This window comes from Chryseobacterium limigenitum (genome assembly GCF_900114875.1).
GTDB lineage: Bacteria > Bacteroidota > Bacteroidia > Flavobacteriales > Weeksellaceae > Chryseobacterium > Chryseobacterium limigenitum.
Map to the genome: position 1 here is coordinate 1 of NZ_FPKW01000033.1, position 24,445 is coordinate 24,445.

At 34.8% G+C, this 24,445-nt stretch carries 18 protein-coding genes; 16 read left to right on the forward strand and 2 right to left on the reverse strand.

The window, feature by feature from the left end; genetic code table 11:
- On the reverse strand, positions 1-206 hold a 206-nt coding region (locus tag BT156_RS20860), incomplete at its 3' end, for a transposase family protein (RefSeq protein ID WP_170857356.1).
- A gap of 159 nt (positions 207-365) precedes the next feature.
- Between BT156_RS20860 and BT156_RS20865 the strand changes: the two genes are divergently transcribed.
- Positions 366-3,884: a T9SS type A sorting domain-containing protein gene (locus BT156_RS20865; protein WP_083582436.1), complete on the forward strand. Its 3,519-nt coding sequence runs from the start codon at positions 366-368 to the stop codon at positions 3,882-3,884.
- Positions 3,885-4,174: 290 nt separating this feature from the next.
- Positions 4,175-6,760: a type I DNA topoisomerase gene (gene topA, locus BT156_RS20870; RefSeq protein ID WP_072412857.1), complete on the forward strand. Its 2,586-nt coding sequence runs from the start codon at positions 4,175-4,177 to the stop codon at positions 6,758-6,760.
- 130 nt (positions 6,761-6,890) lie between these two features.
- Here the strand turns inward: topA and BT156_RS20875 are convergent, their stop codons facing one another.
- Positions 6,891-7,808 carry an alpha/beta hydrolase family protein gene (locus BT156_RS20875; RefSeq protein WP_083582437.1) on the reverse strand — a complete coding sequence of 306 codons (918 nt, stop codon included), beginning with the start codon at positions 7,806-7,808 and terminating at the stop codon, positions 6,891-6,893.
- A gap of 204 nt (positions 7,809-8,012) precedes the next feature.
- Here BT156_RS20875 and BT156_RS20880 point away from each other — a divergent pair, with 204 nt between their 5' ends.
- The 14 genes from BT156_RS20880 (at position 8,013) to BT156_RS20945 (ending at position 23,672) form a co-directional block, all read left to right on the forward strand.
- Complete coding sequence (locus BT156_RS20880; RefSeq protein ID WP_072412858.1) at positions 8,013-9,140, forward strand: glycoside hydrolase family protein; 1,128 nt, start codon at positions 8,013-8,015, stop codon at positions 9,138-9,140.
- A gap of 154 nt (positions 9,141-9,294) precedes the next feature.
- Positions 9,295-10,365 carry a formimidoylglutamase gene (locus BT156_RS20885; RefSeq protein ID WP_072412859.1) on the forward strand — a complete coding sequence of 357 codons (1,071 nt, stop codon included), beginning with the start codon at positions 9,295-9,297 and terminating at the stop codon, positions 10,363-10,365.
- Between the two features lie 3 nt (positions 10,366-10,368).
- Positions 10,369-11,373, forward strand: coding sequence for a glycosyltransferase family 2 protein (locus BT156_RS20890; RefSeq protein ID WP_072412860.1), 1,005 nt, complete (start codon positions 10,369-10,371; stop codon positions 11,371-11,373).
- A gap of 110 nt (positions 11,374-11,483) precedes the next feature.
- A complete protein-coding gene (locus BT156_RS20895; protein WP_072412861.1) occupies positions 11,484-12,602 on the forward strand; it encodes a glycosyltransferase family 4 protein in 1,119 nt (372 codons plus the stop codon).
- Between the two features lie 36 nt (positions 12,603-12,638).
- Positions 12,639-13,493: a polysaccharide biosynthesis/export family protein gene (locus BT156_RS20900; protein ID WP_072412862.1), complete on the forward strand. Its 855-nt coding sequence runs from the start codon at positions 12,639-12,641 to the stop codon at positions 13,491-13,493.
- Position 13,494: 1 nt separating this feature from the next.
- Complete coding sequence (locus tag BT156_RS20905; RefSeq protein WP_072412863.1) at positions 13,495-15,984, forward strand: exopolysaccharide transport family protein; 2,490 nt, start codon at positions 13,495-13,497, stop codon at positions 15,982-15,984.
- Positions 15,985-16,198: 214 nt separating this feature from the next.
- On the forward strand, positions 16,199-17,092 hold the full coding sequence (gene porG, locus BT156_RS20910; RefSeq protein ID WP_072412864.1) for a type IX secretion system protein PorG: 894 nt from the start codon (positions 16,199-16,201) through the stop codon (positions 17,090-17,092).
- Between the two features lie 6 nt (positions 17,093-17,098).
- Positions 17,099-17,848 carry an isoprenyl transferase gene (locus BT156_RS20915; RefSeq protein WP_072412865.1) on the forward strand — a complete coding sequence of 250 codons (750 nt, stop codon included), beginning with the start codon at positions 17,099-17,101 and terminating at the stop codon, positions 17,846-17,848.
- Between the two features lie 28 nt (positions 17,849-17,876).
- A complete protein-coding gene (bamA, locus tag BT156_RS20920) occupies positions 17,877-20,414 on the forward strand; it encodes an outer membrane protein assembly factor BamA (protein WP_072412866.1) in 2,538 nt (845 codons plus the stop codon).
- A gap of 8 nt (positions 20,415-20,422) precedes the next feature.
- Entirely contained in the window at positions 20,423-20,986 is a 564-nt protein-coding gene (locus BT156_RS20925; RefSeq protein WP_072412873.1) for an OmpH/Skp family outer membrane protein, read from the forward strand.
- Positions 20,987-21,052: 66 nt separating this feature from the next.
- Entirely contained in the window at positions 21,053-21,553 is a 501-nt protein-coding gene (locus BT156_RS20930; RefSeq protein ID WP_072412867.1) for an OmpH/Skp family outer membrane protein, read from the forward strand.
- Positions 21,554-21,623: 70 nt separating this feature from the next.
- The gene (locus BT156_RS20935) at positions 21,624-22,109 is read left to right on the forward strand and encodes an acyl-CoA thioesterase (protein ID WP_072412868.1); all 486 of its coding nucleotides are present in this window, start codon (positions 21,624-21,626) and stop codon (positions 22,107-22,109) included.
- Positions 22,110-22,112: 3 nt separating this feature from the next.
- Complete coding sequence (rfbD, locus tag BT156_RS20940; RefSeq protein ID WP_072412869.1) at positions 22,113-22,973, forward strand: dTDP-4-dehydrorhamnose reductase; 861 nt, start codon at positions 22,113-22,115, stop codon at positions 22,971-22,973.
- A gap of 12 nt (positions 22,974-22,985) precedes the next feature.
- Complete coding sequence (locus BT156_RS20945) at positions 22,986-23,672, forward strand: hypothetical protein (RefSeq protein ID WP_072412870.1); 687 nt, start codon at positions 22,986-22,988, stop codon at positions 23,670-23,672.
- The last annotated feature ends 773 nt before the right edge of the window (positions 23,673-24,445 follow it).

Sequence of the window (24,445 nt, forward strand, 5' to 3'; positions counted from 1 at the left end):
GGAACACCATTTTTCAAGTCTAAATATTTAGCGAAAAACTCTTTCCTTGAGTTTCCAAAATCCTCCACTTCCTCCCAATCTTGGGCGTTACAAATCACTGCCAAAATGGTGATGAAAACAATGTTTTCGACGGGATGTAATTTTTTTCTATTCAATCTAAAATCTTTAATACTTTTAGCAAAAGTAAGTAATTTGTTTTTATTCATAAACATCTGATTATCAGATAAATATACGAAATAAAATTCATTTACACAAGTGTAATGTATTGATTTTTAGATAATTGCAAAATTAATTTTATCTAATTATTTTAATGCGTTTAGTCTGCTTAAATGTTGTATTTTTAATACAGCACAAAAATTAAGAATATGAAAAAGTCAATTAAGAATGTAACGGCAATATTTTGTTTATTGTCAGTGAGTACCTATTCTGCAAATAATATAGGTGTAAAGGATTATTTGTTCTCTCAAAACTCAAAAGAGTTGTATCAGAAAAAAGCGGATACAATAATTAAGGTTTCAGAACAACAAATGAATAAAGAAGCGGATGTTATTAATAGAGAATCTGTTAATTCAAATAATGGAAGTGAGTCCCGTATGAAATTTGTTGTTGTTCCGCTGGATTGGACAAAAGCTCCCAACAGCTATATTTTTGATCCCGGCCAGAATAGTGATGGTTTATATGTGCCTGTAAAAAAGGCTTATGTAATGTGGGAAAAGGGTAAATATATTGGTGGAGCAGGCATTCCTGCAGGAACAGTTACCGCTGATGTATTATGGGAAGATGTTCATGGCTTGATAAAAACCGGAGCAGATTATTCTCTTGAAATTCTGGATTCTGGAGTGGCTGCAAAAATAAAAGTTCCCGTTAATAAATCTAAAAAAGGAAATGCAGTGATCGCTTTTAGAATGAATGGTGAAATTTTCTGGTCTTGGCACATTTGGGTTACCGATGACCCTACGAACGGGTCGACTTATAAAAGTTTCGGTAATATAAGGCGTGAACGGAGTGATGGTACAGTAGAATCAATTCCTGATTCCGATTGGAAATGGATGGATAGAAATTTAGGAGCCATCAGTAATTCCATGACCAGTAATGATTGGAGTAAAAGCGGTGGATTGCTTTATCAATGGGGAAGAAAAGATCCTATACCACCATTGGTAACTAAAATAGATGATTTTTATGAAGCCAGCGGTTCCATAGGAAGAGTGAGACATAGAGGGGCTAAAAATTTCACCAATTCTATTAAAATCGATGATCTTACTAAATATGTTTTGCTGGCTAATGCTGAAGTAAGCAATAATATCAAACTTTCTATAAAAAATCCTTTAAGTCTTATTTATATTAATAAAAGTGATAATTCTGGACCTGCATATTACAATAACAACGCAAATCTGCCGATCAACTGGTTTGGAAAATCTGCAAGCCTGATAGACAGCCGGCTTGGAGAGCTTAATTTATGGTCGGATAATGCTCAGGGTAAAATTAATACTAACTATAATATTGATGACGGTGCTAAGCCTTATAGAGACAAATCATCCTTTGATCCATGTCCGAACGGATGGCGGATACCTTCTGTCCTGGTTGCCAATCTTGGATCTACAACATATGCAGATAATATCAGGGTTGATTTTTCTCCTTTTGGCGTAAGAACCAATATGGGAAAAGATCTTTTTGAAACGAATAAATATCATGTCATAAAGCCTACTGATGCTAATGTTCCAAGTTTTATGACAGGATTTAGAGTGTATTCTAATTATGGGTTTGATCTTTCCAATGTAGCGGGTAATAATATGGGTGTTTTTCCTGGTACAGGACAATTAACTCGTTTTGCCCATGCAGGGCAATACAGCGATCAGCATCATACGGGATTGTGGACAGCAACGATGCCTAGGCATTTTGACGCTTCCCCTTCTGTAAGTGCAAGAATGCTATGGATGATTCCGGATAAAGATCAGGCTGATATTCCTGATGTCGGACTTCCCGGTGTAAAAGGAAGATATCTTTATATGCCTTTAATGTACGCACAAACTTCAGATGCTAACGGTTGCAGATGTATAAAAGATCCATTATATCTTGTAAACAGTTATGATTTTCCTACAGAATATATAGCGCAGGAACAGGAATACAGAGAAGGTTTGAATAATCCTAATACCTATCAGATCGTTAAAAATACTGAAATTTCTACCATTGAAATTCCTGTAAGTAAAGCTTTTTCGGTTCAAAGTCAATTCTTAAATAATCCGGAGATTCTTAATCCTTCTAGTTTTGATAATTTGAAGGCAAATGTTCTTTGGACTACCAATTCCGATTTGGTGAATAAGCTTACAGTGGTTAATCCTTCTCCGGGTAGTATTTCGTCTATTTCTGCTTCTAAAATTTTGGTTGATATTAATCCTAATCAAAGCGGAAATGCCGTGGTAACTTTGCATAACGGAAGCATTGCCAATCCCGTATATTGGAGTTGGCATATTTGGGTGACGGATACGCCTCTTCAATCCTATAATTATACAACCGAACTTCCGATGGCCAATGTTACGAATTATGTAAATTATGTTCTTAAAGCCAGGTCTGTTCTTCAAACCGAGTTTATGGATCGTAATTTGGGAGCTACAGAGGCGTTTCCGGTTGCAGTAAACCCACTTACTCCGACGGCCGCAGAGCTTGCAGTGGTTAGGGCTTCTGCAGGTTTGCATTATCAATGGGGAAGAAAAGATCCGCTTCCTGTTTTTCAGAATGCTGATAACGGAACTTCTTACGGTATCTTTTTAGGGGCTAATACTGCTAGCGGAACGCTAACTTATACATCGCTTCCTGGTGCAACTTATAATAACTTGTCGGGATCATATATTATTCCGTATAATACCTATACTAATTCTGCGAATGCCAATGTTACAGCGACAGATAAGGTTTCAGATAAGGTATCAAAGGTTTTGTTGTATTCTGTTAAAAATCCTCTGGTATATATGATTCCGAGTTCTTTTGCTCCTTATAATAGCGCAGTGCCTCTTTATACCAATGGCACAGACTGGCTTGCAGCCGAGCCTAATTTAGCTGCAGACCGATGGGGTAGAGGTGGCAAAAAATCGCCTTTTGATCCTTGTCCTGAAGGTTGGAGAATTCCGGATATCATGAACAATGTATTTAATTCCAATCAGGATTTTGGGATCTCACCTTGGTATAAAAAAGATAAAAATGTAGGAGCAGCATACAGTGTAGTTACGGATTATTTGGGTGTAAGGGTAAGAAATCCTAATTCGTTAAGCACAATTGGGTATACCTTTAATAATCCTGCTTATAGGATAGGGAATTATCCTAACTCCGGTTCCAGAGGTTTTAGAAGTGTAATTGCCAACCAAACATCTGCGGGAACTTTTAATACTGTTAATTTTCAATATCCGGGAATATGGACGGCTGCATTGAACTCAAATTACATTGGCCGACCTATTAATATCTTGTTTGATGCTGCGTCTTCAGCCAATCGTCTGACAGTTTTTCATGATAACAATGATCCCTATTTCGCAATGAGCTGTCGTTGTGTTAAAATAAAATATGACGCCAATGGAAATGAGCAAGGCGCTCTTCCAGGACTTCAGATCACTTCATTACCGGCTGCAAAGGCGTCTCTTCCATTGGGAGAAAGTGATGTTGTTGAAAAAGTTAGAAAAAACAAGATCACATTATTCCCCAATCCGGTTAAAGATGTTCTTTATATTGATGCAGCGGAGAACGGGAAATATTTCTACCAGATCTATAATATGTCTGGTCAGCTGGTACAGTCCGGACAGTTTATAAATGATGAAGCCCGTGTTTCTTCATTGTCATCAGGAGTTTATCTGGTAAGAGTCAACAATTCTGAAATTGTGGTTAAAATTCTTAAAGAGTAATATTTAAATAAATAATAGTCAGGGGAGCGGAGGTAGATTCTTCGTTCCCTTTTTATTTGGGCTAAAATGCCATATTTTTTACATCTATTACGGTTGATGAAAAATTCTATATCATTTTATTTTAAATAAGATTATTCTTCATTATGTAAGAGTAAACTGCCATGAATAAAGGGATTTATTGCTCAAAATTCTTTTTACTAAGTCTTAATTAAATTCTGTTGGTTGCCAAATTAAAATTGGATAACAAAAAGTATATAATAAAAAAGCTTTACTTTTGCAAAAATTTTAGAATGTCGAAAAATTTAGTAATTGTAGAGTCTCCGGCGAAAGCAAAAACTATTCAGAAATATTTAGGGAAAGATTTCGAAGTAAAATCCAGCTTTGGACACATTAGGGATTTACCTAAAAAAGGGATGGGTATCGACCTTGAGACCTTCAATCCGGATTATGAAGTTTCGGCAGATAAAAAGAAACTGGTAACAGAATTAAAATCCGCAGTGAAGAAAGCCGAAATGGTTTGGCTGGCTTCCGATGAGGACCGCGAGGGTGAGGCTATTGCATGGCATTTAGCAGATGAATTAAAACTGAAACCGGAAAACAGAAAAAGAATCGTTTTTCACGAGATTACTAAAAATGCTATTCTAAAAGCAATCGAAAACCCAAGAGATATAGACCAGAATTTGGTAAATGCTCAGCAGGCAAGAAGAATTTTAGACAGAATTGTAGGTTTTGAAATGTCTCCGGTGCTTTGGAAAAAAGTTAAACCTGGATTGTCCGCAGGAAGAGTTCAGTCTGTTGCCGTAAGATTAATCGTTGAAAGAGAAAAAGAAATTCGTCTGTTTAAGCCAAAAGCTAGTTTCAAACTAGATGGGATTTTCATAAATAATACGGAGCAGGAGATCGCTGCTAAACTTAAAAAAGACTTCGAAAAAGAAGAAGACGCTGAAAAATTCCTTGAGCAGGCAAGAACAGCAGAATTTAAAGTTCTGAATGTTGAAACCAAGCCGGGAACACGTTCTGCATCTGCTCCTTTTACAACCTCTACATTACAGCAGGAAGCATCTTCAAGATTAGGATATAACGTAACCAACACAATGCGTATCGCACAGCGACTATACGAAGAAGGTTACATTACTTATATGAGAACGGATTCAGTAAACCTTTCTCAGGAAGCTATTGAAGGTGCTAAAAAACAAATTACAACAGAATACGGATCAGAATATTCTTCTCCAAGAAATTATACAACAAAATCTGCTTCTGCACAGGAAGCTCACGAGGCGATTCGTCCGACTGATTTTTCAGTAAAAAGTATTGGTGATGCTCAACTGAGTAAATTATATCAATTAATTTACAGAAGAACATTAGCTTCTCAGATGGCAAATGCTAAAATTGAGAAGACCGTTATAGAAATCGGAAACGCAAAATTACCACAGCATTTTGAAGCTCAGGGAGAGGTTATCATTTTTGATGGTTTCTTAAAAGCTTACGGAATTGTTAAGGCTGAAGATGATGATGATGAAAGCAACGATAAATTACTTCCGAAAGTTACTGTTGGTGAAGTTTTAAACTACAAAACAATCACTGCTACAGAAAAGTATACAAGACCAAGTGCCAGATATACGGAAGCAGGATTAATCAAGAAGCTGGAAGAATTAGGAATTGGCCGTCCGTCAACATATGCGCCGACCATCCAGACTATTCAGAATCGTGAATATGTTGATAAAAGAGAAATCGAGCCGCAAATCAGAGAAGTGGTAAAGATCTCTTTAGCAAAAGATAAAATTAAAAAAGTAATCCTTGACGAGAAATTCGGAGGGGATAAAAATAAATTCGTTCCTACAGACATTGGTGAAGTTGTAAGTGATTTCCTGACAGATAACTTCAAGGAAATCTTAGATTACGGTTTCACGGCAAGAGTAGAAGAAAGTTTTGACGAAATTGCAAACGGTGGACAGAAATGGAAAGAAATGATGACCGATTTCTATTCTAAATTCCATCCTAGAATTGCAGATGTTGAAGAAAATGCAGACCGTGCCAACGGAGACCGACTTTTAGGAGTTGATCCTAAGACAGGCAAAAATGTTCATGCAAGAATCGGAAGATTTGGAGCAATGATCCAGATCGGAGAAACTGAAGATGAAGAAAAACCGACTTTTGCATCATTAATGACGGGTCAGAACATCGCAACTATTACTTTCGAAGAAGCTTTGGAGCTTTTCAAGTTACCTTTTGAATTAAATAGTTTCGAAGATCAGCCGGTTTCAGTGGGTGTTGGTAGATTTGGTCCTTACGTAAAATGGGGCGAAACTTACATCAGTATCCCGAAAGGTGAAGATCCTTTATCTGTTAATCAGGAAAGAGCGGAAGAAATTATTAAAGAAAAGAAAATAGCAGACGCGCCAATCGCAACATATAAAGGTGAGGGTGTGACAAAAGGAACGGGAAGATTCGGGCCTTTCATCAAATATAAAAGTATTTTCGTAAATGTTCCTAAGAAATATGATTTCGACAATCTTTCGCAAAGCGATATCAATGAATTAATTGATGCTAAACTTGAGAAAGAAGCTAACAGATACATTCAACAGTGGGAAAAAGAGAAAATCTCTGTTGAAAACGGAAGATGGGGGCCATTCGTAAAATTCGGGAAAGCAATGTTCAAAATTCCGAAGAAAAGTGACGATACCAAATATGAAGCTGATGAGCTGAAAGATATCTCGTTAGATGAGGTTAAAAAATGGATCACAGATCAGGATCCTAAAGCGTTTGCTGAAAAGAAAAAACCTGCTGCGAAGAATGCCACTACAAAAACTACAGCCGCGAAAAAGACGACAACAGCGAAGAAAACTGTTGCGAAAAAACCGGCAGCAAAAAAATAATAGTTTTAAACTTAAATATAAATCCCTTTTGATGACTTCAAAAGGGATTTGTTTTTTAATCTGCGATATCGAATTGAGAGAAGTATTTAAATTTGTTCATTGAAATAAAGTTACAAGTTGAAAATCGGGGTTATTTGTTTTTCACATTTTTCATCCATTCAATAGCCTCTTTCATAGGCTCTTCATTTTCTGAAAATGCAGTATTATGTCCTAATGCTGGAAATAATTTATATTCGTAGCGTTTGCCCTTAGACTTTAATGTATTCAGATGTTCAATGGATAGATTCACGGGTACCTGAATATCTTTACCTCCAAAAATCCATATTCCCGGAATTGATAATTTGGAAAGAACATTCATAGGATCTGTGTCTGTAAACTCGTATTTATCGGGATCAGTCATGGTGTGTTTACGTGCATCTTCTTCTGTATGGGTATCCCAAAAATTTGAATTTCCGTTTGTATAAAACTGAAACCTAAGTTGTTCTTTTACCGTTATCAATGCTCCACTAAATATAGTCATAAATTTGACTTTCTTGTTTTTCTCTGCAGCCAGTGGAATGATCCATCCGGCTTGGCTTCCACCAATTAAACCTATCGGTATTTGATTGTTTGATAAATATGTAGACAATATACTCACCGCAGCACTCGTATCCAGAGATAAAAGATTAAGATTTGAAGAATCTACATTATTAGTTCCTACTTCAGGTCCGGCATATACACCGGCAGATTCTCCTACACCACGCTTGTCATAAGTCAAAACAGCAATACCGTTTTTAGCTAACAGTGTTGCAAATTCGGTCATCCTTTTTTCCTGTCCGGATCCATGAACAATTACAACAGCCGCAGAAATATGATCAGGTTTAAAAATTGTTCCCGCAAGCGAATCTCCTTCACTCAGAAATTTTATATTCTTAGTTGTAAAGCTTGGAGGAATTGCCAACACATGATTAATAGTACTAAGAAGAAATAATATCAGAAGAAAATTCCTGCAAAATTGTTTTGTGCTTAAGTTGTTTTTTAAAACAGTGAATTTGTTTATAGTTTTCATTTTAGTTTATTAGTCCTTTATTACTGTAGTAAGTCTTTCGCTCGTGATTGTGGCATTGCAGACAACTTGTTTATAAGCGAAACTTAATCAATCAAATATAATCATTTTCCTAATCCAAAAGATTCATTAATCATTAAATCAACCCCCAAACCACAGGACACTTGATTATAATGATTATTCTACATTAGTTGAAAATCATATGATATGAGCACACCTAATAACTTTACCCGAAAAGATTTTTTACAAATTTCAGCTTTAGGGCTTGCGGCGGTATTTTTTGGTGCTTCATTTAAAAGTTTATCATCTTCGGAAGAAAAGCCTTATTTTAATTTAAAACCAATCGGGCGACAATTTTCGTTGGAAGGCTACTACATTTGGTGCAGTTCTCCGATTTGGGGTGAAGACGGAAAAGTTCATCTTTTCTACTCTCGCTGGAAAAAAGAAAAAGGAATGGGCGGTTGGCTCAATGGTTCTGAAATTTGTCGTGCAGAAGCAGATTCTCCTTTTGGCGAATTTCAACACAAACAAGTTATTTTAACTCCGAGAGGTGGCGAATTTTGGGATGCAACAACCTGTCATAATCCTTTAATTAAGAAGGTAGATAATCAATATTATTTATTTTTCATGGGAAATTCCAATGGAAAAACAAATACAAAAAGAATTGGGTTGGCGACTTCAAAAACACTTGATGGAGATTGGATCAGACCAGAACAACCTCTACTTCTTCCCGGAAAAGAAGGTTCTTGGGACGATCATTGTACCACAAATCCTGCTTTTGTAAAAGGAAACGACGGCAAATATTGGCTGTTTTATAAATCCTGGAACACCAAAGAATATGAAACTCAGAAAGGCCCCGTCCGAGGAAACCGAAAATATGGATTGGCAAAAGCGGATTCTCCAATGGGGCCTTACAAAAAAGTATCCGAAAATCCGGTCATTGATTTCTCATCGTTGCCCAACAATGCTCAATTGGAAGATGCTTTTGTCTGGAAACAAGACGGAAAATTTCACATGGTAGCCCGAGATATGGGATTTTATAATCACGAATATGGTTTACATTTAACCACAAAAGACGGACTTCATTGGACGAAACCGGAAATTGCTTATCTTGATATGAAACATTACATTCAGGAACCTACTCCTCCGAAAAATTTGAACCGATTCGGAAGATTGGAACGACCAATGATTTTATTCGATAAAGATGGAAAGACACCTAAATTTTTGGTCGGCGCAACGCAAGGTGGGAAATTCGAAACGTCTACGACTTTTATTTTTGAAATTTTAAAATTTGACAAGCTTGATATTTTTTATTTGAAAAAGTACTCTCGATAAAAAAGGCAATATTAAAAAACTAATACACAAATACTACACAGCCGTTAACATTAGTTGTTAAAGGCTTTTTTTATGCACAAAAAGTATGATACAATACCAAATTGATGAGGTTTTTTGTATGTTTGTGAAAAATAATTTAGATATAATTATATAAATGAATTTTGAAGATTTTATCATTTCACCAAGAAATTTCAAAACCGAAAGCTGGCAGATCGGCAATAGGATCACGAAAGATATAAAGGAAGACAGTATTGTTCTTTTGTTCATTTCAGATTATAGAGGTTCGAACGGTGATGCAGAAGTGCAGGATTTTACGGCCATAAGAAAGGAATTCTATAAACTTTCTCAACTTGATTTTGAGATTCCGTTGGTAGATTTGGGTGATTTGGTTTCCGGGAAATCTGTTCAGGATTCTCATTATATTTTGCAGGAGGTTTTATCTGCATGTCATTATAAAAGGGCGATTCCGGTAATTATCGGAGGTTCAAATGATTTTGCATTTTCGCTTTTCTCAGCTTTAAATTTTCATAAGAAAAATATTAATTATACGCAGATCAGCAATGTTATTTCCCTAAAACAGGGTGAAAATATTAATGAGCATACTTTTTTAAGTAAAATGTTCGGGACTAAGGATTTTTCAATTAAAAACTATCACCATTTAGGATATCAAAAACATTTAAATGAAGTTGATTCTGTAAGATTGATCAAAGAAGTAGAGTTTGATATTATTCGTTTAGCCGAAATGATGAATTCTACCGAAAAAACAGAACCTTTTTTCAGAAAAACAGATCTTGTGACGGTAAATTGTGACGCGATTGAAAGTTTCGGTGAACCTTTTTCGATGAATCCGCAGGTGAATGGGCTGAACCGAAGAGAAATTTGTGCCTACATGAAGGAAATCGGCTTGAGCGAAAATCTGAAATCAGTCGGAATTTTTAATTATAACATTTACTCTGAAAATCAATTAAACCATCAGCTTCTAGCACAAATGATCTGGTACCTGATAGAAGGAATCAATATACAGCAGTCACATCCAAAAGAGAGACATTACGAAATTTTCTATGTTTTGATTGATGACAGGCAATATGCTTTCAAACGGGATACTTTCAGTAATTTGTGGTATTTTGGTGATGATGAAAATATAGAAAACTGTATTCCGTGCTCGAGAAAAGATTTTGATGAAGCCAAAAAAGGCTGGCTGAATGCAAGACTGACGAAAATATAAGGTATGATAAAACTTGTTCCCCAAAAAGTTTCCATAATTGTTCCCGTTTATAATGTCGAAAATTACCTGGCAAAATGCCTTGATTCTTTAGTTAATCAAACGCTTCAAAACATTGAGGTTTTGGTTGTAAATGACGGAAGTAAAGACAATTCTGAGAAAATTATTCAACAATACGCTGAAAAATATCCCGAAAAAATAAAATCTTTCTCCAAAGAAAACGGAGGACTGAGCGATGCCCGAAATTTTGGAATTGATAGAGCTGTGGGCGATTACATAGGTTTCGTAGACAGTGACGATTACGTTACGGAAACCATGTTCGAAGAAATGCTGAATCTAGCAGAAAAACATCAGTCTAAAATGGTGATCTGCAATATTCAAAAAGTGGATCAGCACGGAAATGTGACTCAAAAATTGACGCAAATTCCGAACATGCCGGAAAATATTGATCTTGAAAACAATTTTTCGGTTTTTTCGGATCTAAGTTATTTTGCATGTAATAAATTATTCAAAAAAGAACTTTTTGATCAGAAAAGATTTAAAAAGGGGGTTCATTTTGAAGATATTCAGCTTATTCCGCAGCTTTTATTAGCGTGCAAAAATGTTGCTCAGACTCAAAACTTCCATTATCAATATCTGGAACGCACAGATTCAATTACAAAAACTCACACAGAAAAAGGACTGGATATTTTGAAAGCAGTGGAAGATGTTGAAGCTGTTTTTAAGAAATCTCAATACGCTGAAAAGGAGAAAGAATTAAAAAACTTTCAGATTTTTGAAGGAGTTTATTCGTTTTTAGCGTATCTCGCTTTTGTGAAAAATAATGATGTTTTTTACGATATGGCCAATAAATTAGAGATTTTCATGAAAGAAAGGGATATAAAAATAAAAGATATATTAAACTATAGTCGTTTTGATAAAAATTATCTTTTATCTTTGCCACTGAAAAAAAAGATTTTTTATCTCTTATTTTTTGCGGGACAGAAAAAATTGATAAAAAAATTAATGTAAACACAAATGTTAGTACGATTGTTTCGATTGGAAGAAATCTTTTATAAATCCCAATATAAAAGCTTCTCTAAAAGTTATAAGGAAACACATGTACTTGATTAGAAAAAAAAATGAAGAATTTTGAATTGTTCTTAACCGAAACCGGAATTTCTATTTTCTACGTGAAGATAGGGTTAGGTTTTTTGTTCTCTTTTTTAATCACCTATTTTTCAGTACCCACCATTATCAAGATCTCCAGAAGGAAGAACTTGATGGATGAACCCGGCGTTAGAAGTTCTCACATGAGAAAGATCCCGAATTTAGGAGGAATTGCTATTTTCTATTCAATAGGAATATGTACTTCTATCTTTGCGTATGAGCTTTTTGATCTCTATAAATTTCTATTTGCATCGCTGGTTATTCTTTTATATATCGGGGTAATGGATGATATTGTGGTGATGAGAGCGTATAAAAAGCTAGTTGCTCAGATCGTTGTTTCGGCATTGATTGTTATAGGCTCCGATATCCGAATAAGAAGCTTGTTCGGGATATGCGGCGTTTATCAGCTTAGTTATTTCGTGAGTATTTTATTCAGTATTATTACTTTTATAATCCTTATTAATGCTTTTAACCTGATAGATGGTATAGATGGTTTAGCGGGCGGTTATTCTGTTATATGCTGTTTGCTTTTCGGTGTAAGTTATTATCGATTAGGAGAATATAATTATCCATTGGTTGTTCTTGCCGGTGTAATTATTGGGGCTGTTTTGGCATTTTTGTATTATAATTTATCAAATTACAGAACCACTAAAATCTTTATGGGAGACACTGGTTCCATGTTATTGGGATTCTTACTTGCGTTTACTGCTATTTGTTTTATAGATATTTTTATAGATAAGGATCTTCCGAATGTACCAAGATATCATTTACAGTCTGCTCCTGTAATTGCAGTTGCGATATTAATCCTTCCCATTGTAGATACCCTGAACGTAATTGTCATCCGACTTGCGAACAAAAAATCCCCTTTTGATGCAGATAAAAATCATATACACCATAAATTGTTAAAACTTGATCTTACCCACAGGAGGGCAACTTTTTATATTATTGTATATTATCTTTTTATTGTAACCGTTGCGTATTATTTAAGACACACCAATATAAATTTATTACTATTAATCATTTTGGGCTTAGGCTTTTTGGGAGCTTATTTACCTGATTTTATATATGTTTTAAGAAATAATAAAAAGTAACAATTAAATCTTTATTTTTGCAAACAACTTGAAAATATGATGAAGAATTTTAAATATTTATTCCTTTTGCTATTGCCCTTTTTGCTTACATCATGTGTTACTACAAAAGATGTAAGATACATGCAGCCTAGTGAAAGCCTCGTAATAAACGAAGAAGGTCTGATTCCGTATAATGTTCCCGTTTACAGAATCACTAAAAACGATATGTTAAACCTTAATATTGTAACTACTCCCAAAGGTGATGCAGCACAATTTTACTCTTCTTTAAATGCCAGTGGTACAAATGGTGCCCAGGCTGTGCCAAGTGGCGGAGCATCTGGAGGAGGAAGTGGTCCTGGAGGAAATATAAGTTTTTATTTTAATGGTTTGAAAGTTGATTCCAATGGTGATATCAACATCTTTGGTATAGGATATATTAAAGCAGAGGGAAGAACTGTTGAAGATCTAACGAAAGAAATTCAGGATAAAGTAAATGAGAATTTCCAGGAAGGAAAATCTGAGGTTAGATTGAATACCAACGGAATTACTTACTATATTCTGGGAGATGTTGAAACAACAGGTCTTACAGGAGAAAAAGTAGTTCATAAAAATATACTTACAATAACTGAAGCTCTAGCTATTAATGGCGGAATGAACAGGACTATCGACAGAAAAAACATTGTGATTCACAGAAAATTGCCGGAAGGAATTAAGGTTGCCAAAATAGATCTTACCCGTGAAGATATTATGAATTCACCTTACTATTATGTTCAGAATGGTGATGAGATTTATCTTAATACAAGAGCGAAGAGCTTGAACGGATTTGGAAAAGATCCTGTACAGACTTTAACGACTGGAGTTTCTGTAATTACTACAGCATTGTCAATTTATCTACTTCTAAAAAACCTTTAGCATGATTCCAGGAAAAGACACTACTGTAGAGAAAAATGATTCTCAAAAGGAAAAATACGGTTCTTTCTCATTATTTGATATAGAACATTTTTTAAGAAGGATATTAAAGAATTGGTATTGGTTTGTATTTATGCTGCTTATTGGCTATGTGGTCTCATGGGTCTATAGTAAATATTATGCTCAAAATGTTTATTCTTCCAATTTATCATTAAGTGTTTCTAATAGTACATCCAATTATTTTACCCCGAACCAATCTATAAACTTTATTTGGGCACAAACCGGAAATCAGGATGGTATCTATTTGAAAAAAATGCTTTTATCAAGATCTCATAATGAGTTTCTTGTGAAAGAGTTAGACCTTTTTGTTAATTATACTACAAAAGGAGCTATAAAATCTACCTTTTTGGATAAAGATGATTCGCCGGTTTTTTTACAGATAGATAAAAAGCACGCTCAGCAGATCAATTACCCTATTACTTTAATGCCAAAGGCTAATAACACCTATGAGGTTGTTTTACCTGAAGAGGGGCAGTCTACAAGCCTATATAATTATGAAAGTGAAGGCTTCCAAAGTATTAACGGATATGGGAGACCCGCTAATAAAGTCATAAAAGTTGGAGAATGGTACACATCACCGAATTTGAGATTTAAACTGGTTCAAAATCCTGTAAAAAATAAAATTACGTTAGATAAAATTATTGTTAATTTAACCTCAGTTAATCAGGCAGTTAATGATATTGTTTCCACGATAAAAGTAGATTTTGATAAAGAGATCAACAGTATTATGATTATCGGTAAAACAGGTTATAATCTTAACAGTACCGTAAGTTTTCTAAACAAATCTGTGGCAGAATTACAGAAAAAAAGACTGGTTGACAAAAATACGGTTGATAAAAATACAGAGTCTTATCTACAAGGAAATCTTAATGAAATAAGAAAAAAATTAGATTCTAGTGCAGCTGTTTTAAATTATTTAAAAACGTCAGAAAAATTATATGATATCAAAGACAGAGACGAAAAATCTCTAGGAAAAATAAAAGATCTTGAAGCTAAAAAAGCAGATTTAGAAAGTAAATTAAGTTCTCTTAGCACGATAAGACGTACGCTGGAAACTCAGAATTTTGATAAAATGATCAGCACGAATGCTGCTGGTTTTGAGGATGGTCTTTTTTCAGCTTCTGTATCAGAATTGAAGGCTCTTTATCTTAAAAGAAGAGAAATGGCTTCTATTTATAAGCCAAATTCTGAACCAATGCTGGAAATTAACAGGCTGATTAATGATGCTAAATTAAGTTCTACTAATTCTTTAAAGAATTACTATACAGGATATTATACAGAGATTAATAAAATTAATCAACAGGTTTCGGATGCAAATTCAGATTTGCTTACTTACCCTGAGAAACAAAGAAGATATCTGGATGCTGAGAGAGGTTATAATATGATCGAAGCAACTTATAACAGCTTATTAGGAAGACAAAATGAAACCCAAATGAGAATGGCAACCAACCAGTCTGACATTACGGTTATTGACCCTGCCAAAAATGTTGGTCAAGGTCCAATTGGCCCTAATGTAGAAGGAACTAAGGTTACAATTATGGGAGGCTTATTAGTTCTGCCATTGCTGTTTATTTTGATAGGTACTGTTCTCGACAACAGGATTAGAAATATTAAAGAATTATTGAATGCCACAAGAATTCCATTGCTTGGAGTTATTGGGAATAATAGTAATGAAAATATGCTTACTGTTCTTGAGCAGCCTAAATCTTCTGTCTCTGAATCTTTTAGAGGAATAAGAGCAAATATGAGGTTCTTATCAGTAGAAAATGGTAAAAGCAAAATAATATTGGTTACGTCATCTATTGGAGGGGAGGGTAAAACTTACGTTTCAATCAATTTGGCTTCCGTTTTAGGACTAAGTGATAAGAAAACGATCCTTTTGGGAATGGATTTAAGAAAACCAAAGATCTTTGGAGATTTTAAAATCGATAATAAATACGGGATTTCCAATTATCTTACGGGAGAAGTTGGGATAGATCAGATTATAAATAAAACAAATATTCCCAATCTTGATGTTGCTACTTCGGGGCCAATTCCTCCAAATCCTTCGGAACTTTTAATGAGTGATAAAAATATTAAGTTTCTTGAAGAGCTTAAAAATATTTACGATTTCATCATCATTGACTCTCCGCCGGTAGGTTTGGTTGCAGATTCTTACGAATTGATGAAATATTCAGATGCCAACATCTATGTTGTTCGTCACGAATACACAGAAAAGTATATGTTGAAGATGATTACTGAGAAATATCATAACAATGAGATTGAGCATTTAGGTCTGGTTTATAACGATTACGATGCAAAACAAGGTTATGGCTACGGTTATGGCTATGGATATGGCTACGGTTACGGATATTTCGATGAAGATAAAAATTATAAAGAGCCATTGTTGATAAGAATAAGAAACAGGGTCAGAACGATCTTTAATAAAAAATAGTGTTTTTAAACCCTCATTTAATGGGGGTTTATTATGTATTCAGGAATTTTAAATCTATTAAAAAAAGAATATTTTTGCTACTTTGTCGTTTACTTTATAACAAATTATGTTTTTTTGTTTATTTTTAACTAAACATTAAGATTATCATTAATATAAAAATGTTTTATATTTGCAAAAATTAAATTTTAAAATAACCATAAATCCATATTCTTTTATGAATAAAAAATTATTATTTAGCTTCCTTGCCGTTTTGGGAACTGTGGTAAGTATTAAAGCTCAAAGAAACGAATTGGGGGTTCGTCTAGGGATGAGTAACCTAGTTGGTGATATAGGAAGAACGAATTATATTTTACAAAAGCCGTTGGATTTAAATAAGGCGTCGGATTGGGGCATCCCATTTTATGGAGGTATTTTATACAGGTTTAATTTTAACCCACACCAAACTGTTAGACTAGATCTAGGATATAACCAGATCCAGTTCAGTGATAAAGCGGCTAAAGAAGAATATAGAAAGAATAGAAATGCAGGAGGAAAAAATAATGTTTACGAGGCAAGTTTAATGTTCGAATACAATTTCTTCCCGGTAAACAATGAGCAGAAAGGTATGCTGAGCCCATATATTTTTGGAGGGGTTGGTGCTTTAATGTTTGATGCACCAAAGGCAACAATGGTAAATGACTTCAGAAGAGATGCAGATGGAGTAGCACAGGCTCCTGTTAATGAGCTGGATTTTACCACTACACCTGTATATACTACGGGTAAAAAAACAACAATGCATATTCCTTTTGGAGTAGGTTTGAAATATAAGTTTAACTATAGCTGGGCAATATTTGCAGAAGCTACATTTAGATATACATTAACAGATCAGTTGGATCATAGTAAGATCCTGGATAAAGATGTTACTAGTACTTATAATGGTGATATTTTAAGCCCTGCTACAGGCGGATCTCTACTTCAGACAGGTGCTTATTATGTGGTATCTAAAGAAAGAGAGGCGAAACTTATTGGTGAAAGAAATATTGGAGATTTAAAGTCTAAAGATTGGATGAATACAGTAAGCTTAGGTCTTACTTATTCTTTCGGAAGACCACCATGTTATTGTGATTAATTAATTATGTCGTTGATTAAAGATAAAATAGATTCTGAGAATTTACCACAACACGTTGCTATCATTATGGATGGTAATGGAAGATGGGCTAAATCTCGAGGCGAAGAAAGGACCTTTGGTCATAAAAATGCCATTGATGCTGTAAGAAATGCTATTAATGCATGTAATGAGATAAACATCCCATACTTAACGCTCTACACGTTTTCTTCGGAAAACTGGAAACGTCCTACAGAAGAAGTAAATACTTTGATGAGTTTACTTGTAGAAACGCTTTTGCTGGAAGCAGAAGAAATTTTCACTAAAGGGTTAAGAATGCATGTTATTGGTAATTTGGAAAAATTGCCGTCACTCGTGAAGGATCAGTTACTTCGCGTGGTAGAGCTTACAAAAGAAAACACAAAAGGTAATTTGGTATTGGCCATAAGCTATGGCTCGCAAAATGAGATACTGAATGCCGTTAAGAATATTAGTGCTGATGTAAAGGAAGGTAAGGTAGATGTTGAAAATATTGATGAAAAATTATTCGAAAACTATCTCTATACTAAAGATTTCCCACCTGTAGACTTATTAATAAGAACAAGTGGCGAAACTAGAATAAGTAATTTCCTCCTCTGGCAGATCGCCTATGCAGAACTACAGTTTTTAAATGTTCTGTGGCCGGATTTTTCTAAAGATATTTTCTTTCAGTGTATTGTAGATTATCAGAGCAAAGAAAGAAGATACGGCCTAACTGGTGAACAAATAAAGATTCAGTAAAATTTAAGAAAAGAAAGACTACGATAAAATGAAGTTTAGACTATTACCCATCATTATGTTTGTTGCTTCTGCACATTTTTATGGACAGGTAACGCCACAGGACAGCACCAAAGTGAATAATCCTGTGCATGCAGACAGCCAAATTGGCTCTTACATGCTTAAAGACATCGTTGTAGATGGGGTTAAAAAATACACACCTGCACAGATCTTAAGATTTACAGGATTGTCGAAAGGAGAAAATGTAGATATCCCCGGGCAAAAAATCAGCAATGCTATCAAAAAGCTTTGGGATACTCAATCTTTTTCGGAAGTAGAGGTCTATGTACAAAGTATTGAAGGCGAAACTGTAGTTTTGAAATTCTATTTACAGGACTTAAAAGAACTTGGAGAAGTGAAATTTAAGGGTAAAGGAATTGGGAAATCTAAAAACGAAAAACTGGCAAAAGACAACAATCTGAAGCCGGGAACGAAAATTACCCAAAATCTAGTTTCAAGCCTTAAAACAAATATTCCTAAAGATTACATCAAAAAAGGATTTGCAGATGCTAAGATCACAATCGAGGATAAAGTAAATGCGAACGATCCTGCTTTGGTAGACTGGACTATTAATGTAGACAAAGGCAAGAAAGTAAAGATCAATCACATTGAATTCGAAGGAAATGAAACTGTGACGGATTCCAAACTTAGAAACAAAGCCTTCAAAGAAACTAAACAAAAAAGATTTAGTATTGGAGGTATCCTGAAACCTTCAAAATTCATTGAAGAGAAATATCAGGAAGATAAGCAAAGCCTAATCAGTTATTATAACTCTTTGGGATATAGAGATGCAGCTATCGTGTCTGATTCTGTTTGGAGAAATAAGAAGAATGATTACGAAATAAACGTTAAGCTTAAAGAAGGTAAACAGTATTACATCGGTGATATTACATTTACCGGGAATACAGTATATCCTACAGATTATTTACAGAGACTTTTAGGATATAAGAAAGGAGATATTTACGATGCAGTAGGATTCAACAAAAAGGTTGGAGAAGACGGAGGTAAAGAAGATGATTCTGATATCAAGTCAGTTTACATGAATAACGGATACCTTTTCTCTAACGTTACACCTGTTGAAAAATCTGTAGACGGAGATAAGATTAATCTTGAGATCCGTATCAATGAAGGTGAAAAAGCAACTTGGAATAAAGTAACTTGGCAAGGTAACGTAACAACGCATGACCACGTTATTCTACGTGCTTTAAGAACAAAGCCGGGAAGTCTTTTTGCTAAAAGTGATATTAAAAGGACATACTTCGATTTAGCGGGAATGTCATTCTTTGATCCACAGCAAGTAGGGCAGGACATTCAGCCAAATCAACAGGACAATACAGTAGACATCAATTGGAAATTAGTTGAGAAAGGTTCTTCACAGGTTCAGTTACAGGCAGGTTACGGTGGTAACAGCTTTATCGGAACGTTGGGATTAACGTTCAACAACTTCTCGTTGAAGAACTTCCTTAAATTTAAGGACTTTAGACCAGTTCCTCAGGGTGACGGTCAAACATTATCTATTCAGGCACAGGCAGGGCAGTATTTCCAAAATTACGGGGTCTCTTTCACAGAACCTTGGTTATTCGGAACAAGGCCAACTGCACTTTCTGTAAGTTTGAATACTTCAAGAGTAAAATATTCTGATGCCTATGGTAATGCTCAGAAGTTAAATATATTCTCTGCTTCAGTAGGTCTAAACAGACTATTGAAGTGGCCGGATGATTACTTCTCATTATACACAGGTATTCAGTATCAGAAATATGACTTTAGTAACTATCCATTCGAATTCGGTGATACTACTGAATATTATGGAACGGCAAATAACTTAAGTCTTAATATCGGGTTAAGCAGAAACTCTGCGGGTATTGACCCAATTTTCCCGACAACGGGTTCTAATATTGAGCTTTCCGGAAAATTCACGGCACCATATTCATTGTTTAGCAATAAAGACTACTCAACAATGAGTCCTACTGAAAAGTATAAGTGGATGGAATTCTATAAAATCAAGTTCAAAGCTGACGTTTATAACGAAATTGCCGGAAAACTGGTTTTAAGATCTTCTGCTGAAATGGGATTCATGGACGGATACAACAAAGAATTGGGAGCTCCGCCATTTGAGAGATTCTATGTAGGAGGAACAGGGCTTTTCGGAGGTAGATATGATGGTAGAGAATTAATTCCTTTAAGAGGTTACGAAAATGCTTCTACTTACGGTGGAACATCAGAAGATATTACTCAGAAAGGAGGAGGTACGATCTATAACAGATTTACTTTAGAGCTAAGATATCCTATCTCAATGAGCCAGACTGCTAAGATTTATGCACTAACATTTGCTGAAGGTGGTAACGTTTGGAACTCATGGGGTAATTATAATCCATTCCAATTAAAAAGATCAGTTGGTGTTGGGGTAAGAGTTTACATGGGTGCATTTGGTTTGATCGGATTTGATTTTGCTTACGGATTTGATAAAACAGTTCTTGGAACTGAACCTTCAGGATGGAAGACACACTTCTTGATGAACCAATCATTATAATTCGCAATATGAAAAATTTTAAATTAGCTTTCACATTTGTATTATTCCTGCTTTTCGGATTGAGCAATGCTCAGAAAGTAGGCGTAGTAGATACAGAATATATTTTGGATAAATTACCTCAATATAAAGAAGCGGAAGCCAGATTAAATTCACAAATTGATACTTGGCAATCAGAGCTTCAGACTTTACAGTCTGAGTTTGAAAAGAAAAGATCAGCTTTTGAGAACGAAAAAGTATTATTAGTTGGAGACCAGTTGAAGCTTAGAGAAAAAGAGGTGATGGATCTAGATAAAAACATCAAAACTACTACAAGTTTAAGGTTTGGAGCTAATGGTGAGATCACTAAACTAAGAACAAGTTTGGTTCTGCCGTTCCAGGATCAGATCTGGAATGCCATCAAAACCATGTCTGAGAAGAATGGCTTGGGCATAGTTCTTGATAAAGCCAATAACGTTAATGTTATTTTCCTTCAAAAAAGATTCGACTATACAGACAAAGTATTGGATGTCTTATTAAAAGGTTCGTCAGGATCTGATAAAAAGGAAAAAACAACTACGAAAGGTAAAAAGTAATTATCATAATTAACTTTTACCTATATTTAAAATCTAAAAACAAATTAAATTATTTATTTACCAATTATGAAAAAATTAAGTGTATTATTTGCAGCAGTAATGATGGTTGTATCTGTAGGTATGGCAAAAGCTCAAAAAATTGCTACTTTAGATGTTATGGGTGTTCTTGAAGCAATGCCTGAAAAGAAAAAAGCAGATGCAGACTTAAAAACTTTCTTAGATGCTAAACAAGCTGAAATCAAAAAGAAAGCTGACGCTGGACAAGCTAAATTAAAGCAATATACTGAAGAAGCTCCTAAGAAAACTGCTGAGGAAAACAAAGCAAGAGAAGCTGAATTGTCTAAAATGAATGACGAGATCAATCAAATGCAAGATAAAGCTCAAAAGGATTTCGTTGCTAAAAGAGATGCAGCTTATGAGCCAATTGAAAAGAGATTAAACGATGTTGTAACTAAAGTATCTAAAGCTAACGGTTATGATTACGTGATGGATGCTAACTCTTCTGCGTTTGTTTACAAAGCAGGTGTTGATGCAACTCCGGCTGTAAAAAAAGAATTAGGTCTTTAATTGTAACAAATTAACAAAGATTTATAAAACTAACCATCTCTTTTAGAGGTGGTTTTTTTATTTTTGCCAAATGGAAAAAGAAGTATCAACTACGGTTAAAGTTAGATTTAGTGATTGTGATCCGATCGGGCATTTAAATAACGTAAAATATCTGGATTATATGTTCAATGCAAGAGAAGATCATGTAGAGACATTCTATGGTTTTACTTATGAAGAATACACTAAAAAAACTGGCTGTACTTGGATAGCGATTCAAAACGAAATAGCATATTTAAAAGAAGTAAGATACAATATACAGGTTGTGATCAGCAGCAAAACAATCGAGATAAAGGACAGAACTGCAAAAATAGAGATCTTAATGAAAAGCTTGGACGAGAAAACAGTTCATGCAGTTTTATGGGTTACGATAATTTATTTTAACATGAAAACCAGAAAGTCAGAAGTTCACCCGGAAGATATCAAAGACACATTTCATAAATTCTACGTAGATTTAGACCAGAAAGAGTTCCAGGCGAGAGTTAAATTTTTAAGATCACAAAACGCGAAAAATTCATAGTAAATGAAAAAAATAATAGTAATAGGAAGCAACGGTCAATTGGGAAATTGCATAAGAAAAATTGCTCCCGATTTTGAATTGGATTATGAATTTGTTTTCACAGACTCACAAACCCTGGATATTACAGATGAAACTCAGGTAAGCACATTTTTTAATAATGAAAAACCTGATTTCTGTATCAATGCATCAGCATACACGGCGGTAGATCTTGCCGAAAAAGAAAGTGAAAAAGCTTTTGCTGTAAATGCAGACGGTGTAGCACATCTTGCCCAGGCTTGTCTTGATAATAAAACGATTTTAATTCATATTTCTACAGATTACGTTTTTGATGGAGAAACAAATCTTGATTATTCTGAAGACGATTTTACCAATCCGATCGGCGTATATGGAGAATCAAAATTAAAAGGTGAAGAATTGGCTTTAGAAATTAATCCTAAAACAATTATTTTAAGAACATCTTGGCTATACTCAGAGTTCAATAAAAACTTTGTGAAAACTATGTTGAACCTATTTTCACAAAAAGATGAACTCGGGATTGTTGCAGATCAATACGGTCAGCCCACAAATGCAAATGATTTGGCAGAAGCGATCATGAAAATTATTGAGGCTCCAACGAAAACTTTCGGTGTTTATCATTTTTCAAACTACCCGGAAACAAATTGGTTTGAGTTTGCTAAAAAGATCGCTGAATTTTCGAAATCTTCAGTAAAATTAAATGCATTAACAACCGAACAGTATCCAACTCCTGCAAAACGTCCCAAAAGAAGTACAATGTGTTTAGACAAAATTGAAGAGACTTATAAAATAGAATCAAAACATTGGGAAAATAGTCTGGAAGAATGCGTTGAAATCCTTTCACAATAATATAATAGATACATGAAGAATTTAGGAATTATCATTTTTGTTTTTTTTGTTCAGTTTTTCAGTGCTCAGAATGTTTATTTAACCAAGGTTGAAAAAACACATGATAACACGGATAAATTTTTATACAGAATAAGCGAAGAAGTAAAACAGGCCGAACTGTTGGGGGAAGTAGAAGTTCAGGGATTTTCAAAAGACTACGCTGGAGTTTTTTCTTTAATATATAAGAAAGCCAAAGAAATTGGAGCCAACGCTTTTTCGTTAAAACCATTTGAAAATATTGATGGTTCACCACAGGCTTTTAATCCTTCCAATTATAAGCTTGCTCTATATTATATTCCAAAAGAGAAATTTTTAAACCAAAAAGGGAATATCTATTTATTTGCTTCATCAGATAAAGATCAAAAAATCAGCATAAATAAAACAGACTACCTCCTGTCTCCAAGATCATATATAATAATAAAGACCGTACCGGGAGAAGTTTATGCAATTTCTACGAAGAAACTATTAGGCTCTACAATAAAACTGCAACCTAAGGCAGAAGAAGAAAACCAGTATTTTCAAATCTCCGCCACAAAAATAAAATCCGACGAAACAGGAGTAGGAGGATTAAATTTAAAATCCGGCGATATCATAGGCCTAGAAAAATCTTACGCAGAATTTCTAAGTACCATATATAATAAAGAAAAGCAGAGTCATTAAACTCTGCTTTTTTATTTTCCCGGCCGTCATTGCGAGGAGCGAAGCGACGAAGCAATCTCAATACCCCAACCCTCCAAACCCTCCAACTCTCACCCTCTCCAACCTACCAAAACTCTCAGACTCTGCCACTCAAAACTTTTCAGGAGCTTCATCCGGCTTTGCGCTGTATCTTTTTGGGGCCGTCCTGCGCTTCGCTTCGGCCGCCCCCAAAAAGGATGCCACTTCAATCCGGGCTAGGGTAGCAGGTATTCTTATTGCTTCTTCTCGTAATAGAATTCTTTCTCAGACATTGACAGTTTATCAATCCAGATTCTTTTTTTTATACCTTCCTTTCAACAACCCCCAAACAACCTAGAAAAGCTAAAGCCTCATACCCTCCAACTCTCTCACGCTCAAACTCTATATTCTAAAATCAGTGTCAATCTGTGGTAAATAAAAAAGTATCCCTCAAACATAGCCTTCATCCTTCACATTGAAACCTCATAGGTTTTGAAAAACTATGAGGTTTATTAGAGCATACCTTATATATAGTATATCTAATTATCCAAGAAATCACCCTTCAAACACCTTTCCACCGTTGAAAACACCTATTCTGACACTTCTCAAAAAGATAATCGAATACTGTGGATAACTGTGGGTAGCCCCATAAGATAAATTATATCAATAATTTACGGATATAACTTTTCCACAATATAAACTTTGTGTAAACATTATGTTAAATTGATTTGGAAGAGTAGGGGGTAATGTAGTACTTTTGCCCCACTGAAAACGCG